Below are 14970 nucleotides of genomic sequence, written 5' to 3'. Positions count from 1 at the left end.
ACGCCAAGTGCAACGCCATCCGCACAGACTAGGACGTGTCTTTTTGAACCAAACGTCCTAACTTGCCTCGCACAGTGCAGGCGAACGGCCTGCTGCATCATAGACAAGTGAGGATTTTCAATGGATCTGGGCATTTTGGGAAAAACCGCGTTGGTTTGCGCGTCGTCGCGTGGTTTGGGACGCGCCTGCGCGCAGGCTCTGGCCGAGGCCGGCGTCAATCTGGTGCTGAACGCGCGCGGTGCCGAAGATCTTGAAAGGACCGCACAAGAGATCCGCGAAACCTACGGCGTGACCGTGACCTGCGTGGCGGCCGACGTGTCCGACCCCGACGGTCGCGCCGCCTTGCTGGATGCGGCCATGGGCGTCGATATCCTGGTGAACAACGCAGGCGGACCGCCGCCGGGGCTCTGGTCCGACTGGGACCGCGACGATTTCATCAAGGCACTGGATGCCAACATGCTGGCCCCCATCGCCCTGATCAAGGCGCTGTTGCCCGGTATGATCGACCGCGGCTGGGGCCGGATCGTCAACATCACCTCCGGGTCGGTCAAGGCACCGATCCCGCAGCTGGGTTTGTCGAATGCGGCGCGCGCAGGCCTCACGGGGTATGTCGCGGGCACGTCCCGTCAGGTTGCCCCGCACGGCGTGACCATGAACAACCTGCTGCCGGGAATCCACGCCACCGACCGCGCCGACTCGCTGGATGCCGGCGTGTCCAAGGCCGAAGGCATCTCCATCGCCGAGGCCAAGGCCAAGCGCGAGGCGACGATCCCCGCGCGACGCTATGGCACGCCCGAGGAATTCGGCGCGATGTGCGCATTCCTGTGTTCCAACAAGGCCGGGTTCATCGTCGGGCAGAACATTCTGCTGGACGGTGGCGCGATCAACGCGACGCTGTGACCTTGCAGGGGTGCGGCGGGCTTGCTACTCAGCCCTAGTATTTTGCTAAGGTATTCGATGACGCAACCGCCGCGCCTCGAGGTCACGCACCTCGCCAAGTCCTTTGACCGCCGTCGTGTGGTCGATGACGTCAGCCTCTCGGTGATGCCGGGGCAGGTGACCTGTCTGCTTGGCCCCTCGGGTTGCGGCAAATCCACGACACTGCGGATCATCGCCGGTGTCGACAGGCCCGACGCAGGCCGGATTGCGGTGGACGGTGCCCTGATCTGCGACTCCACGACCTCGGTCCCGCCAGAGGACCGGTCCATTGGCCTCATGTTTCAGGACTTCGCCCTGTTCCCGCATCTCAGCGTGGCGCAAAACGTGGCCTTTGGTCTGGGGCGCGGGCGCGATGTGGCACCACGCGTCGCCGAAATGCTGGCCCGCGTCGATCTGCCGGATTACGGCAATCGCTATCCGCACGAACTTTCGGGGGGCGAACAGCAACGGGTCGCACTGGCCCGCGCCATCGCGCCGCGTCCGCGGATCATGCTGATGGATGAACCGTTCTCGGGCCTTGATGACCGATTGCGCGACGAAATCCGCGACCAGACGCTCGACGTGCTCAAGGCCGAAGGCACAGCCGTCCTGCTGGTCACCCACGAACCCGGCGAGGCGATGCGTATGGCCGATGAAATCGCGCTGATGCGCGATGGCCGGATCGTGCAGCGTGGCGCGCCGTACAATATCTACAACACGCCCGTCGATCTCGCGGCCGCTGCATTCTTCAGCGATATCAACGTGATCCAGGGCAAGGTGCGCGGTGCGCTGACGGATACGCCATTCGGCCAGTTCCTGACGCCGGGTCTGCCCGACGGCACGCTGGTCGATATCTGCATCCGGCCGCAACATCTGAAAATCGACTTTGACCGTGCAGGCCGCGGCCCCAGTCCGACCCCGATGGAAGGCTCGCCCGCGCGGGGCATCGTGCAGCGCGCCCGGTTCATGGGATCAGAGAGTCTGGTCGAATTTCGCATGGACCATGACGGCACGATCCTGACGGCCAAGGTGCCATCCGTCTTTCTGCCGAAACCCGGGACGCCGCTGTGGCTGATGCTGCGGCGCGACCGCTGTTTCGTGTTTCCGCGGGCCTGACTTCTTCTGGTCAAAAATATCCCGGGGTCCGGGGCAGCGCCCCGGTTCCGACGTCTATTCCACGCGCCACTTCGCCTCGTTGCGCTCAATCGCGGCAATGCGGTCCGGCGTCTTGGGATGGCTCAGCATCCAGGCGGGGGTGCCGCGTCCCGCGCCACCGGTCAGCGCCTCCAGCTTTGTAAAGAGCGACTTTTGCGGTTCTGTCCCGATCCCCGCCTTGACCAGCAGCGCACTGGCATAGGCGTCGGCCTCGAATTCGTCGGCACGTGACAGGCGTGCGGCCAGCAGCGACATCAGCGCATTGGCAATCAGCGGACCGATGCCCGGCAGAAACCTGTTCAACACCATGGCGATGGCCGTCCGCATCGCGTTCTGCGCCGAAAAATCCGTCATCCGGCGGCGTGAATGACCCAGGGCCACGTGCCCCAGTTCATGGGCAATGACGCTTGCGATTTCGTCAGCTGTTACGTCCCCCGCGCGGTAGCGATCATAGAACCCCCGCGTGATGAAAATGCGCCCGTCGGGTGCGGCAAGGCCGTTGACCTGTGACACCTCGTAGATGTGGACACGAATGCGGTCGATCTCCAGTGCGCGGGCCATCTGGTCGCACATCCGGCGCAAGGTGCCATCGGCCAGTTCCGTGGACTGGCTGTTCAGCTCCTTGCGCGTGCGGTACGCGCTGAAGTGATACATCGCCAGACCATAGATGACGGCCAGCAGGATCGGGGTAAACTTGATCATTATCCGAATATGGGGGGTGCAGGGCCGTCGCGCAATCCGCGGCAGTTGACGATCAGGTCAACAGCCGCATGCCGCGGCTGATGCCTTCGAGTGTCATCGGCACCATGCGGTCCGCGCCGAATATCTCCTGGATCATGTGCAATGACTGGGTGTGCGGCCAATAGCGTTGGTCCATCGGATTGATCCACAGATGGGCGGGCCATTGGTCGCGGGCACGTGCCAGCCAGACCGACCCGGCCTCCTTGTTCCAGTGCTCGTTCGCGCCGCCGGGCATTGCGACCTCGTAGGGGGACATCGAGGCGTCACCGACAAAGATACATTTGTAGTCAGACCCATATTTGCGCAGCACGTCCCATGTCGCGGTCTGGTCGTTCCAGCGGCGTTTGTTGTCACGCCAGACGCCCTCGTAGAGACAATTGTGGAAATAGAAATGTTCGAGGTGCTTGAACTCGGCCTTGGCGGCGCTGAACAATTCCTCGACCACCTGCACATGCGGGTCCATGCTGCCGCCCACGTCCAGAAACAGCAGCACCTTGACCGCGTTGCGGCGTTCGGGCCGTGTCTGCACATCCAGATAGCCGTTCTGTGCTGTCTTGCGGATGGTGCCGTCGAGGTCCAACTCGTCCACGGCACCGTCACGCGCCCAGCGGCGCAGGCGTTTCAGCGCCACCTTGATGTTGCGGGTGCCCAGATCGACACTGTCGTCGAGGTTGCGGAATTCGCGTTTGTCCCAGACCTTGACCGCGCGCTGGTGGCGGGATTTGTCCTGACCGATGCGCACGCCCTCGGGGTTGTAGCCATAGGCCCCGAACGGTGACGTGCCCGCCGTGCCGACCCATTTGCTGCCGCCCTGGTGGCGTCCCTTTTGTTCCTCCAGCCGTTTTTTCAGACGCTCCATCAGCGCCTCGAACCCGCCCGTCGCCTCGATTTCGGCTTTCTCGGCGTCGCTCAGGTGCTTTTCGGCCATCTTGGCCAGCCAGTCGGCGGGAATGTCCACCGCCTCCATGACGGCGCTGTCAGGGATGGACTCCAGCCCTGCAAAAGCGCGCGAAAACGCGCGGTCATAGCGGTCGATATGGCGTTCGTCCTTGACCATGATCGTGCGGCCGAGGTGATAGAACGCGTCGATGTCATAGGTCGCCAGACCGGCGTTCATCCCTTCGAGAAACGCGAGGTATTCCCGCAATGACACCGGGACCCGTTCTGTACGCAGCGCGTCAAAGAACGGCAAAAACATCAGGCGACGGAGCGGCTGTAAAAGATCAGAACAAACAGCCCGACGATCCCGAACAAGATACCAAAGGACGCGGCCCATTGCGCCATGTCGCGCCAGTTACCGCCATTGGCCCGCGCGCGCCACATGCCCAGTGCCGCACCTGCCAGAAGGCTGCCGAGAGGTATAATCATTGGGTCAGCCCCTTTAGAAAGGGCGCAAACCCCGCACTTCGGCAAGGCGTGCGCGCACATTGTCATCAGAGCCGAATCCGTAACGCGCCCACGGCAGACTGTCCAGCCGCAGCGCCTCGGCTGCGACACTGCCGCCCTGCAGTTCCAGCGCCTCGGCCTTGAACATCATCAGGGTCGCCAGCAGGGCCGCGTTCTGATGTTCCCGCGCCAGCGGTATGGCAAGGTCAGCCAGTTCGATCGTCGTCATCGCGTCACCGGCGGACAATGCGAATGCGGCCTTTTGCACCGCGATATGGGCGGAATGGATCTGTGTGGCTTGCGATGCGCGATAAATTCTGTCCGCCGCCTCGAATGCGGCGAGTGCGGCACGGCTGTCGTTGCCGACCTCGAGCCGGCCCATGGCGTAATAGGCGAACCCCTCGCGCGGGCCGGTCCAGCCCAGCGTCTGACCGATCCGCACCGCACGGGCCGCGGCGGCGCGGCGGGTTGCAGGGCTGCTGCCTTCGGTCAGGGCGGTTTCCATTGCCCTGATCCAGTCGCGGGACGTGTCGGGGAAACTGGCGGTGCCACCCGACCCGCCACGCGGATTAAGGCGGGCGAGAATGGCAGGCAGTACGGATGCGACCTGCGCGCGGGTCATGCCGGATCGCAGTTCGGGCGCATAGGTCACGCGCAGCATCAGCATGTCGAACCCGGTCAGCACAGCATGGATGTTGTCGTCGTTGAACACGGAATCAGGCAGACGATAGAGGTCATTCAGCGGCCCCAGAACCTGTGCCAATTCCTCGTGCAGACAGTCGCGGATTTCCTGCGGTGCTGCATCAGCGGGCACAAAGATGGCGGCATGTTCGCGCTGCGTCAGTGTCGACCAGTCGACACGTCCACTGCTGCGGCTGGCCATGTATTCGTCCCAGTCGCGCACGCGCGGCACGACGAAACAGGCCGCCTTGGGCACAGCGCGTTGCAAGGTCCGCTGCGGGATGGCCTGTATCGTGATGCTGGCGTCAGACGACTGGGTGGGACGGATATCCAAATCCGCCTCTTGGCGCAGGCGCGACAGCAAGACATCCAGATCGGTCGCCAGCGTCGGTGCGGCACTGCCCAGCACACGCACTGTCAGCGGTCCTTCGAACCGGGTCATGGTGCTGATGGTCCGGCCGCTTTCCAGACGGAACGTCAGGTCCAGGAAATCCTGGGCCATTTCGGCATTCGAACGGGTGACGCGGACAGGCGAGGTATCGGCAAATCCCTGCATCGGCGGCAGGGCAGACGTGGTGGCGGCGCGGGTGATGGTATCCACAGGCTGCACCGGTGCGCAGGATGCAGCAAAGGCAAGCGCCCAGACGGCAAAGGTCTGTCTCATGAGTGGCACCAGTGACGGTGACGACTGGCGAATTTTGTCAAACATGGCGCACCGAGGTCTGATAGGTGGTCGCACGGCGTGCAGCGCCATGGGCAACCGACCGGAAAAACGGTCCTGATCACATCTGCTCTCCTCGGTTTGCGTCAGTACCGTCTGCCTGCGGACTGCGACCCCTTCTGGACCGGATTGCGACAAATTGACGGAATCAGGCGGGGGTCTGGTCAGTAGGTCAAAGCACCGCATGGAATGCGAGGAAAAAGTGGTCTGACGTTCAAGGTTGCGGCAGGCGTTGCCGCCGTGCCGCAACCTATGCGGTCATCTACGACCGCGCGCCATAAAGGCGAGGCGTTCAAACAGGTGCACGTCCTGTTCGTTTTTCAACAGTGCGCCATGCAGTTTCGGCAGCGCATCGGCACCGTCGCGGGCCAGATCTTCGGGTGTCAGATCCTCGGCCAGCAGCAGTTTCAGCCAGTCCAGCACCTCTGACGTCGATGGCTTTTTCTTGAGGCCTGCCGTTTCGCGCAATTCGTAGAACTGGGTCAGCGCGGTGGTCAGCAGCCGGTCCTTGATGCCGGGGTGATGAACCTCGACGATGCGGCGCATCGTGTCCATGTCGGGAAACCGGATGTAGTGGAAAAAACAACGGCGCAGAAACGCGTCCGGCAGTTCCTTTTCGTTGTTCGAGGTAATGATGACGATGGGGCGCACGTCCGCCTTGATCGTCTCTCCGGTCTCGTAGACGTGGAATTCCATCCGGTCGAGTTCCTGCAACAGGTCGTTGGGAAACTCGATATCGGCCTTGTCGATCTCGTCAATCAGCAGCACGACCTTTTCGCCCGCCGCGAACGCCTGCCACAATTTGCCGCGTTTGATGTAATTCCCGATGTCGTGAACACGCGCATCACCCAGCTGGCTGTCGCGCAACCGGCTAACGGCATCGTATTCGTACAAACCTTGCTGCGCGCGCGTCGTTGATTTGATGTGCCATTCGATCATCGGCAGGCCCAGACCGGCGGCAACCTGCCGCGCAAGTTCGGTTTTCCCGGTGCCTGGCTCGCCTTTGACGAGTAGCGGACGTTCGAGCGTCACGGCGGCGTTGACGGCCATCGTCAGGTCGTCGGTGGCGATGTAGCTGTCAGATCCGGTGAATTGCATGGCGGTTCCCTATGGTCATTTCAGCCAAGGTTATGTGTGCATCGCGCCGGCCACAACCACATGGGGGTCCTTAAAAAACAAGTGACACCGCCAGGGCGAGCGGCTAAGTGATGCCCAGCCGACACGAAGGAGAGTCGAATGTCAGGAAACGACGCTATGACAATCGACAACTTGGAGGGGACCCCGATGAAAGCCGAAACATTTCTGCCAGATGACTATCGTCCGGCCGAAGATGAACCGTTCATGAACGAACGTCAGACAGAATATTTCCGCCGCAAGCTGCTCGACTGGAAGGCCGAATTGCTGGAGGACACGCGCGACACCGTCGCCGGCATGAAGGACCAGACCCGCAACATCCCCGACGTGGCCGATCGTGCGTCCGAGGAAACCGACCGCAGCATCGAATTGCGCACCCGCGACCGTCAGCGCAAGCTGGTTGCGAAAATCGACGCAGCCCTGCGCCGTATCGACGATGGTGAATTCGGGTATTGCGCGATCACGGGCGATCCGATCAGCCTCAAACGTCTGGACGCGCGCCCCATCGCCACCATGACGCTCGAGGCGCAGGAACGCCACGAGCGTGGCGAACGGGTGCACCGCAAGGACTGACATGATTGCCAAACGCGACGTCGCCGTCATCGGCGGCGGCCCGGCAGGACTGACCACGGCGCTGGCCCTTGCGATGCAAGGGGCCAGCGTTCGTGTTTTTGAACAGGCCGAAACGCTGGGCGACATCGGCGCGGGGTTGCAGATCAGCCCCAATGGTGGACGCGCACTTGCGGCGCTGGGGCTGACGGATGCGCTGGACCGGATCAGCCTGCCGTCAGAGGCGGTGGTGCCGACTAATGGTGTGACGGGACGGACCGTCACCCGGTTCGACCTGACGGGGCAGGTGCCGCGCTACCGCTTTGTCGCACGCCCCGACCTGATCGCCATGCTGGCCGAGGCCTGCCGTGCGCGTGGCGTGGAACTGTGCCTTGGGACGCGGGCGGATGATCCGCGTGCCGATCTGGTGGTGGGGGCCGACGGGATCAAATCGCAGGTGCGGGCGCGACTGAACGGCGCTGATGCGCCCGCGTTTTCGGGACAGGTGGCCTGGCGTGCCGTCGTGCAGGCCGAGGCACCGCCGCAGGCGCGGATCTGGATGATGCCGGGCCGTCATGTGGTCACCTATCCGCTGCCCGGCAACCGCCTGAACATCGTGGCCGTGCAGGAACGCAACGACTGGGCCGCCGAAGGCTGGCACCACGCCGATACGCCGCAGGCCATGCGCGATGCCTTTGCCGATGCCTGTCCTGCCTTGCACGATATCCTCTGGGCGGTCGAAGTGCCCTTGCTGTGGGGATTGTTCCGTCATCCCGTAGCGGCCCGGTGGCATGACGCATCCCATGTGCTGGTCGGCGATGCCGCTCATCCGACACTCCCGTTTCTGGCGCAGGGGGCCAATCTGGCGCTGGAGGACGCGGTCGTGCTGGCCCGATGTGTGGCACGGCACGGGATCGCGGCTGGGCTACCGCGCTATCAGGCCTTGCGCGCGCCGCGCGTCACGCGTGCTATTGCTGCGGCGGATGCGAATGCGGTCAATTACCACCTGTCAGGCGTCAGACAGCGCGCAGCACATCTGGGACTTGCCGCGCTGGGTCGGATGGCACCGGGCGCGTTCATCAACCGGCTGGACTGGCTCTATGGCTACGATCCTGCGGGTTAGGGCCAGTTGCGCGCGGTCTCGTCGGTTGCGCGTTCCAGAACGGTCAGGGTGCGATAATCCACACGGTAAACGTCGCGGCTGATCCTGAAATACACCCAGCCGTCGCGCGGCAGCGGCAGGCCGTAATAGGCCGCGTTCATGACCATGGAATATTGTCCGGGTTCCAGCACGTCGCCGATATTCACCGGGGCCGGTTCAGTGGGTGGCGGCGTCACCTTGCGAACGGGTGCCGTCGCACAACCCGCACCGATCGCCGCCATGCGACACTGCGCTGTCGCCGTATCCGATATGAGGATAAAACCGAGGGCGAACAACACACTGCGGGGTGAAATGACTGTCACGCGGCCAGATCGACCCAGACGGGTACGTGGTCTGATGGTTTCTCGCGCGCGCGTAGATCCTTTTCGATCCAACAGTCCGACAGCAGGTCCGCGCATTGCGGCGTCAGCAGAAAATGGTCGATACGGATGCCGTCGTCCTTGTCAAACGCGCCTGCCTGATAATCCCAGAACGAATAATGTCCGCCGCCATGGGTGCGGGCGCGGAATGCCTCGGTGAACCCCAGGTTTTGCACGCGCCGCCAAGCCGCACGGCTGTCCAGCCGGAACAGCGCGTCATCGCGCCATGCCTTGGGACGGGCGGCATCCTCTGCCTGCGGGATGATGTTGTAGTCGCCCGCCATCAGCGCCGGCATCTCGGACGCCAGCAGATCCTGTGCGCGGGCGCGCAGCCGTTCCATCCACGCCAGTTTGTAATCGTATTTCGGGCCGGGCGCGGGATTGCCGTTGGGCAGATACAACCCGCAGATCCTTACGCCCGTTTCGCCCACGACGGTGGCCTCGATCCAGCGAGCCTGTTCGTCCGTATCATCACCGGGCAGGCCGCGCGACACATCCTCGAGTGGCAGTTTCGACAGGATCGCGACGCCGTTGAAACCCTTTTGCCCGTGGGTTTCGACGTTGTACCCAAGGTCTGTGATCAGATCGCGTGGGAAACCCTCGTCAACGGATTTGATTTCCTGAAGGATGGCGACGTCGGGCGCACTGTCCTGCAACCAGTGCAGCAGACCGTCGATCCGCGCCTTGACGCCGTTGATGTTGAATGTCGCGATTTTCATTGGTGTGCCTCTTTTGCGGCTAGGCTAAAAGCCCGGCCGCGCAGGCACAAGGGGTCAGCGGTCGTCGCGGACCTTGACCGGGATTGCATCGGGTTGATCGGCCGTCTGGCCTGCGGCCGCGGCGGCAGCAAGCCCGGCAAGGATCATCGCAATCAGGTAAATCATGACTCGTTCCTTTTTGTTCGGCTTCAGACTAGCAACGGTGCAAGACGAAAGAAAGTTCCAATTCGTCGCAGGTTTCAGATGGAAAAAGACGTACCGCAGCCGCAGGACGACGTGGCATTCGGGTTCTCGATGACAAATCGCGCGCCGATCAACTCTTCGGAAAAGTCGATGACCGCATCGGTCAAAAACGGCAGGGACACGGAATCGATCACTACCGTTTCGCCACGGTCCGACAGTTTCAGGTCGTCCTCGCGTGGGTCATCCAAGGCGATTTCGTATTGAAAACCGGAACATCCGCCACCTTCGACGGCGATGCGCAGGGCCTTGCCCTGTTCGGCGGCACCGATTTCAGCAAGCCGTTCAAACGCACGGCTGGTCACTTTGGGGGGCAGGGTCAGCATATCATACCTATCGGTCTTGGCTTGTCTGAAATATAGGGAGGGCAGGCAACAGGCACAAGACGGGCAACATGGCGGCAAGATACGCGACCGATCCCGCGTCACCGCGCGGGCGACTTTATGCCGAAGAGGAAAGCGCGCATCGCTCTCCCTTTCAGCGCGACCGTGACCGGATCATTCATTCCAGCGCGTTCCGGCGGCTGAAACACAAGACGCAGGTGTTCATCGAACATGAGGGCGATTATTTCCGCACGCGCCTGACCCATTCGATCGAGGTCGCACAAGTAGCGCGAACGGTGGCGGCGGCGCTGGACCTGAACGTGGAGCTGACCGAGGCCATCGCGCTGGCCCATGATCTGGGTCACACGCCCTTTGGCCACACGGGCGAAGAGGCACTGGATCGTCTGATGCAGCCCTACGGGGGGTTCGATCACAACGCGCAGGCCTTGCGGATCGTGACCGACCTGGAACGGCACTATGCCGAATGGGACGGGCTGAACCTGACCTGGGAAACTTTGGAAGGGATCGCCAAACACAACGGTCCCGTCCCCCAGCCCTGGCCCTATGCGCTGGCCGCCTACAACACGCGGCACGATCTGGAACTGCACACACACGCGGGGCCAGAGGCGCAGGTCGCCGCCCTGTCGGACGATATCGCCTATAACAACCACGACCTGCACGATGGTTTGCGGGCAGAATTGTTCAGCACCGATGAACTGGCTGAACTTCCAGTGCTAAGCGACTGTTTTGCAAGGGTCGATGTGAAATATCCCGGTCTGAACTACTATCGCCGTAGGCACGAGGCCTTGCGCCGGTTCTTTGGCGTGCTGGTCGAGGACGTGATTGCCGTCAGCCGCAGGAACCTGACCGATCTGGACGCGCAGAACGTGGCAGAAGTGCGCCATGCGGGCCGCATGATGATCCAGTTCACGCCCGCCCTGTGGGAGGACCTCAAGGTGATCCGCGCATTCCTGTTCACCCGCATGTATCGCGCGCCCGCCGTGGTCGAAATGCGCCATGTGGTGACCAGCATGCTGGACGAACTCTTTGCCTATTATATCGACACGCCGACCGAACTACCAAAGCAATGGCGCAAGGAAGTTGCCGAGGCAGAGGATCGTCAGACCTTGGCGCGGATCGTGGCGGACTATATCGCGGGTATGACGGATCGTTTCGCAATTCAGGAACACGAACGGCTGATTGGTGGCCGGGCTGTTCCGCCGGGGGTGATTGATGGCAATTGAAACAGCAGCCGGGGCGATGAACCCCGTGATCGCGATCGCCCTTGTGGGTGGTCTGGGTGTTGGCAGCCAGTGGCTGGCGTGGCGCATGCGGATGCCGGCCATCGTGTTGATGCTGCTGGCGGGCGTCATCATCGGGCCGGTATTGGGCGTGTTCGATCCCGCCCGTGATATCGGGCCGCTGATGGGGCCGATCATCGCCATCGCCGTTGCGATCATCCTGTTCGAAGGCGGCCTGACGCTGAACTTTCACCAGTTGCGCGATGCGGCCATCGGCGTGCGGCGTCTGGTGTTCGTGGGTGCCCCGGTGGGCTGGGTCGCGTCTGCGCTGACGCTGCACTACGCCGCAGGGCTGTCGTGGTCTTCGTCGTGGGTGTTTGGCGGTATCCTGATCGTGACGGGGCCAACCGTGATTGCGCCATTGCTGCGCACCGCACGCCTGTCGCGCAGGCCAGCGCAACTGCTGCAGTGGGAGGCGATCGTCAACGACCCCCTTGGCGCCCTGGCCGCCGTGCTGGCGTTCGAGGTGGTGCTGGTGCTGAACACAGCCACCACCGTGGGCACAGCCGTGCTGGCGCTGATCTGGGGCATCGGTGCTGCCATCATTCTGGGTCTGGCGGGTGGTTTCGGCCTCGCTTGGGCGTTCCGCAACGGCCATGTGCCCGAATACATGAAGGTCAGCATCCTGTTCGCGCTGCTGCTGGGGATTTTCGGCATTTCCGACGCGATCCTGCATGAAAGTGGGCTGTTGGCCGTGACCGTCATGGGAATCGTGATCGCCAACGCGAACCTGCCCAGCTATGCCGAGCTGCGCCGTTTCAAGGAACATGCCACCATTCTGCTGGTGTCCGGGGTGTTTATCCTGCTGGCCGCCAATCTGGATTTTGCGCAGCTTGGTCAGTTATCGGGCAGGGCGGTCGTGTTCGTCCTGCTGATCATCCTCGTCGCGCGCCCGCTGACGGTATTCATATCGCTGATCGGGACGGGCCTGCCGTGGCAGGAAAAGGTGCTGGTGGCCTTTACCGGGCCGCGCGGCGTGGTGCTGGTCGCCGTGGCGGGGCTGTTTGCGGAACGGCTGATCTCTCTGGGGTTCGAGGACGCCAACCTGATTGCACCGCTGGCCTTTGTGCTGGTGGCGACCACCGTGGTTCTGCATGGATTCACGCTGAAACCGATGGCGCGCTGGCTGGGCCTTGCGGGGGCGGGTAACCCCGGTGTCATCATCGTCGGCGGCTCGGACTGGACGACCGCCTTTGCCGAGGCGCTGATCAAGGCGGATGTACCCGTTCTGATGACCGACCCGAACTTTGGCCATCTGCGGGCGGCGCGTTCAGCCGGGATCACCACCTATACCGGCGATATCCTGTCCGAAGGCGCCGAACAACGGCTTGAACTGGTCAGCTATGACAAGCTGTTGGCCGCGACCGACAACGATGCCTACAACACGCTTGTGGCCACGGACCTTGCGCCTGAATTCGGGCGGGAAAACGTGTTTCAGGTCGCACGGGTGAAAAACGACGGCGCGCGTCACACATTGCCCGCGACGCTGGGTGGCAGGCCATTCGGCCATGCGGTGACCCATGATGAATGGAACAGCCTGATCCGGCAGGGTTGGACGTTCCGCGTGACCCGCCTGACCGAGGAATTCACCCTTCAGGAGTGGCGCGAGAAACGCCCGCGCTCGCATCTGGTTGGGCGCATCCTGCCGAATGGCGATTTCAAGCTGCTGCACGAGGATGAGGAAATCCGCGGTGTTCCGGATACCCGCCTGATCGCACTGCGCCCGCCCGAAACCACTGGATCGACCGTGCAACCGCCCGCCAGCGCCTAAGGGACGTTGACGCTGGGCGGCGGGGTGGTAAACCGCAAGCCGCACAAACCGAAAGACAGGTCCCATGAACATTTTCGCCGATATCCGCACCCTCGTCATCGACGCGCTTGCTGATCTGGTGCGAGACGGTGTGTTGCCTGACGGGTTGTCCACGGATGCGGTCACGGTCGAGCCGCCCCGCGATCCCGGCCACGGTGACATGGCGACCAATGCGGCCATGGTGCTGGCGAAACCCGCTGGCCTGAAACCGCGTGACATCGCTGATGCGCTGTCCGCGCGGCTGGTGGCCGATGACCGGATCGCCAGTGCCGATGTGGCAGGTCCGGGTTTCCTGAACCTGCGGCTGGACGCGGGCATCTGGCGCGGCGTGGTGATCGCGGCACTGACCGATCCCGGCTATGGTCGGTCAAAAATGGGCAATAACCAGCGCACGCTGGTCGAATACGTCAGCGCCAACCCCACGGGTCCGCTGCACGTGGGTCATACCCGTGGCGCGGTCTTTGGCGACGCGCTGGCCAGCCTGCTGGACTACGCAGGCTATGATGTGACGCGCGAATATTACATCAACGACGGCGGCGCGCAGGTCGATGTCCTCGCGCGGTCGGTCTATCTGCGCTACCAAGAGGCGCACGACCTGAGCGTCGACTGGCCCGAAGGCACATACCCCGGCGACTATCTGATCGAGGTCGGTGAGGCGCTCAAGGCCAAGGTGGGCGATGCCTATCTGGACCAGCCAGAGTCCGTCTGGCTGGAAGAGGTGCGCAGCTTTGCCACCGATGCCATGATGGACCTGATCCGGGGTGATCTGGCGCTGCTGGGCATCGAGATGGACGTCTTTTTCTCGGAAAAATCGCTTTATGGTTCCGGCAAGATCGAAAAGGCCATCGAACGGCTGGATGCGGCTGGCCTGATCTATCGCGGCACGCTGGAACCGCCCAAGGGCAAGATGCCCGACGATTGGGAACCCCGCGAACAGACCCTGTTCAAATCCACCGCCCACGGCGACGACGTGGACCGGCCCGTGCAGAAATCCGACGGGGCCTGGACCTATTTTGCGCCTGACATCGCCTATCACTATGACAAGGTCGAGCGCGGCTTTGATGCGCTGATCGACGTGTTCGGCGCCGATCACGGTGGCTACGTCAAACGGATGAAGGCCGCTGTCAGCGCGCTGTCCAACGGTCGTGTGCCGCTGGATATCAAGCTGACCCAGCTGGTGAAGCTCTATCAGAACGGCGAGCCGTTCAAGATGTCCAAGCGGGCAGGGACATTCATCACCCTGTCGGACGTGGTCGAACAGGTCGGCCCCGACGTGACCCGGTTCCACATGCTGACGCGCAAGAACGACGCGCCGCTGGATTTCGATTTTGCCAAGGTCACCGAACAGTCCAAGGACAATCCGGTGTTCTACGTCCAATACGCCCATGCGCGGGTGAATTCGGTCCTGCGCAAGGCGCGTGAGGCAGAAATCACGGTGGATGATGCGACGCTTGCCGGGGCTGATCTGTCGGCGCTGTCCCATGCGGCGGAAACGGCGCTGGCGGCAAAGATCGCAGAATGGCCGCGTCTGGTGGAAATCGCGGCCCGGACGCATGAACCCCACCGGGTGGCGTTCTACCTCTATGATCTGGCCTCGGATGTGCACGGGCTTTGGAACGCCGGGAACACCGATACGTCCTTGCGGTTCTTGCAGGATGGCGACAATGCCACATCGCAGGCAAAGATCGCCCTGATTCGTGCCGCGCAGGTTGTGATTGCGGCAGGCCTTGGTATCCTTGGAGTCACACCGGTCGAAGAAATGCGCTAAGCA

At 62.8% G+C, this 14970-nt stretch carries 15 protein-coding genes; 7 read left to right on the top strand and 8 right to left on the bottom strand.

Annotated elements, in window-relative coordinates:
• Positions 1 to 120: 120 nt before the first annotated feature.
• Complete coding sequence (locus LGQ03_RS02640) at positions 121 to 900, top strand: SDR family oxidoreductase (protein WP_226747126.1); 780 nt, start codon at positions 121 to 123, stop codon at positions 898 to 900.
• 57 nt (positions 901 to 957) lie between these two features.
• Positions 958 to 2034, top strand: a complete 1077-nt coding sequence (locus tag LGQ03_RS02635; protein ID WP_226747125.1) for an ABC transporter ATP-binding protein — start codon at positions 958 to 960, stop codon at positions 2032 to 2034.
• Between the two features lie 54 nt (positions 2035 to 2088).
• Here the strand turns inward: LGQ03_RS02635 and LGQ03_RS02630 are convergent, their stop codons facing one another.
• The 5 genes from LGQ03_RS02630 to LGQ03_RS02610 all read right to left on the bottom strand — a co-directional run bounded on the left by LGQ03_RS02630 (position 2089) and on the right by LGQ03_RS02610 (position 6700).
• The gene (locus tag LGQ03_RS02630) at positions 2089 to 2775 is read right to left on the bottom strand and encodes a M48 family metallopeptidase (protein WP_090159533.1); all 687 of its coding nucleotides are present in this window, start codon (positions 2773 to 2775) and stop codon (positions 2089 to 2091) included.
• A 52-nt stretch (positions 2776 to 2827) separates the two neighbouring features.
• Positions 2828 to 4012 carry a vWA domain-containing protein gene (locus tag LGQ03_RS02625; RefSeq protein WP_226747124.1) on the bottom strand — a complete coding sequence of 395 codons (1185 nt, stop codon included), beginning with the start codon at positions 4010 to 4012 and terminating at the stop codon, positions 2828 to 2830.
• Complete coding sequence (locus LGQ03_RS02620) at positions 4012 to 4182, bottom strand: hypothetical protein (protein WP_090159531.1); 171 nt, start codon at positions 4180 to 4182, stop codon at positions 4012 to 4014. The genes LGQ03_RS02625 and LGQ03_RS02620 overlap by 1 nt, the downstream gene beginning before the upstream one ends.
• 13 nt (positions 4183 to 4195) lie before the next feature.
• Complete coding sequence (locus LGQ03_RS02615) at positions 4196 to 5545, bottom strand: DUF2927 domain-containing protein (RefSeq protein ID WP_226747123.1); 1350 nt, start codon at positions 5543 to 5545, stop codon at positions 4196 to 4198.
• Positions 5546 to 5860: 315 nt separating this feature from the next.
• Positions 5861 to 6700 carry an AAA family ATPase gene (locus LGQ03_RS02610; RefSeq protein WP_090159529.1) on the bottom strand — a complete coding sequence of 280 codons (840 nt, stop codon included), beginning with the start codon at positions 6698 to 6700 and terminating at the stop codon, positions 5861 to 5863.
• A gap of 186 nt (positions 6701 to 6886) precedes the next feature.
• On the opposite strand from LGQ03_RS02610, the gene dksA reads away from it, so the two are divergent.
• Positions 6887 to 7309: an RNA polymerase-binding protein DksA gene (dksA, locus tag LGQ03_RS02605; protein WP_090159661.1), complete on the top strand. Its 423-nt coding sequence runs from the start codon at positions 6887 to 6889 to the stop codon at positions 7307 to 7309.
• Position 7310: 1 nt separating this feature from the next.
• A complete protein-coding gene (locus LGQ03_RS02600) occupies positions 7311 to 8408 on the top strand; it encodes an FAD-dependent oxidoreductase (RefSeq protein WP_226747122.1) in 1098 nt (365 codons plus the stop codon).
• Here LGQ03_RS02600 and LGQ03_RS02595 read toward each other — a convergent pair.
• The 3 genes from LGQ03_RS02595 to LGQ03_RS02585 form a co-directional block, all read right to left on the bottom strand.
• Positions 8405 to 8668: a hypothetical protein gene (locus LGQ03_RS02595; RefSeq protein ID WP_226747121.1), complete on the bottom strand. Its 264-nt coding sequence runs from the start codon at positions 8666 to 8668 to the stop codon at positions 8405 to 8407. The genes LGQ03_RS02600 and LGQ03_RS02595 overlap by 4 nt on opposite strands.
• Before the next feature lie 77 nt (positions 8669 to 8745).
• Positions 8746 to 9525 carry an exodeoxyribonuclease III gene (gene xth, locus LGQ03_RS02590; RefSeq protein WP_226747120.1) on the bottom strand — a complete coding sequence of 260 codons (780 nt, stop codon included), beginning with the start codon at positions 9523 to 9525 and terminating at the stop codon, positions 8746 to 8748.
• A gap of 239 nt (positions 9526 to 9764) precedes the next feature.
• Complete coding sequence (locus LGQ03_RS02585) at positions 9765 to 10088, bottom strand: HesB/IscA family protein (protein WP_090159660.1); 324 nt, start codon at positions 10086 to 10088, stop codon at positions 9765 to 9767.
• A 71-nt stretch (positions 10089 to 10159) separates the two neighbouring features.
• On the opposite strand from LGQ03_RS02585, the gene LGQ03_RS02580 reads away from it, so the two are divergent.
• From LGQ03_RS02580 to argS, 3 genes are all read left to right on the top strand, one after another.
• The gene (locus tag LGQ03_RS02580) at positions 10160 to 11332 is read left to right on the top strand and encodes a deoxyguanosinetriphosphate triphosphohydrolase (RefSeq protein WP_226747119.1); all 1173 of its coding nucleotides are present in this window, start codon (positions 10160 to 10162) and stop codon (positions 11330 to 11332) included.
• Positions 11322 to 13160, top strand: coding sequence for a cation:proton antiporter (locus tag LGQ03_RS02575; protein ID WP_226747118.1), 1839 nt, complete (start codon positions 11322 to 11324; stop codon positions 13158 to 13160). The genes LGQ03_RS02580 and LGQ03_RS02575 overlap by 11 nt, the downstream gene beginning before the upstream one ends.
• A gap of 64 nt (positions 13161 to 13224) precedes the next feature.
• Complete coding sequence (gene argS, locus LGQ03_RS02570) at positions 13225 to 14967, top strand: arginine--tRNA ligase (RefSeq protein ID WP_226747117.1); 1743 nt, start codon at positions 13225 to 13227, stop codon at positions 14965 to 14967.
• The last annotated feature ends 3 nt before the right edge of the window (positions 14968 to 14970 follow it).

The sequence above is a fragment of the Loktanella gaetbuli genome, assembly GCF_020531945.1.
Taxonomy (GTDB): Bacteria; Pseudomonadota; Alphaproteobacteria; order Rhodobacterales; family Rhodobacteraceae; genus Loktanella; species Loktanella gaetbuli.
The sequence above is the reverse complement of the archived record's forward strand: the minus strand, read 5'-3'. Positions and strand labels throughout refer to the sequence as shown.

Excerpts from the sequence above, each read along its gene's own strand:
- LGQ03_RS02640 (WP_226747126.1), top strand. The coding sequence starts at position 121 with ATGGATCTGGGCATTTTGGGAAAAACCGCGTTGGTTTGCGCGTCGTCG.
- LGQ03_RS02635 (WP_226747125.1), top strand. The coding sequence starts at position 958 with ATGACGCAACCGCCGCGCCTCGAGGTCACGCACCTCGCCAAGTCCTTT.
- LGQ03_RS02630 (WP_090159533.1), bottom strand. The coding sequence starts at position 2,775 with ATGATCAAGTTTACCCCGATCCTGCTGGCCGTCATCTATGGTCTGGCG.
- LGQ03_RS02625 (WP_226747124.1), bottom strand. The coding sequence starts at position 4,012 with ATGTTTTTGCCGTTCTTTGACGCGCTGCGTACAGAACGGGTCCCGGTG.
- LGQ03_RS02620 (WP_090159531.1), bottom strand. The coding sequence starts at position 4,182 with ATGATTATACCTCTCGGCAGCCTTCTGGCAGGTGCGGCACTGGGCATG.
- LGQ03_RS02615 (WP_226747123.1), bottom strand. The coding sequence starts at position 5,545 with ATGAGACAGACCTTTGCCGTCTGGGCGCTTGCCTTTGCTGCATCCTGC.
- LGQ03_RS02610 (WP_090159529.1), bottom strand. The coding sequence starts at position 6,700 with ATGCAATTCACCGGATCTGACAGCTACATCGCCACCGACGACCTGACG.
- dksA (WP_090159661.1), top strand. The coding sequence starts at position 6,887 with ATGAAAGCCGAAACATTTCTGCCAGATGACTATCGTCCGGCCGAAGAT.
- LGQ03_RS02600 (WP_226747122.1), top strand. The coding sequence starts at position 7,311 with ATGATTGCCAAACGCGACGTCGCCGTCATCGGCGGCGGCCCGGCAGGA.
- LGQ03_RS02595 (WP_226747121.1), bottom strand. The coding sequence starts at position 8,668 with ATGGCGGCGATCGGTGCGGGTTGTGCGACGGCACCCGTTCGCAAGGTG.
- xth (WP_226747120.1), bottom strand. The coding sequence starts at position 9,525 with ATGAAAATCGCGACATTCAACATCAACGGCGTCAAGGCGCGGATCGAC.
- LGQ03_RS02580 (WP_226747119.1), top strand. The coding sequence starts at position 10,160 with ATGGCGGCAAGATACGCGACCGATCCCGCGTCACCGCGCGGGCGACTT.
- LGQ03_RS02575 (WP_226747118.1), top strand. The coding sequence starts at position 11,322 with ATGGCAATTGAAACAGCAGCCGGGGCGATGAACCCCGTGATCGCGATC.
- argS (WP_226747117.1), top strand. The coding sequence starts at position 13,225 with ATGAACATTTTCGCCGATATCCGCACCCTCGTCATCGACGCGCTTGCT.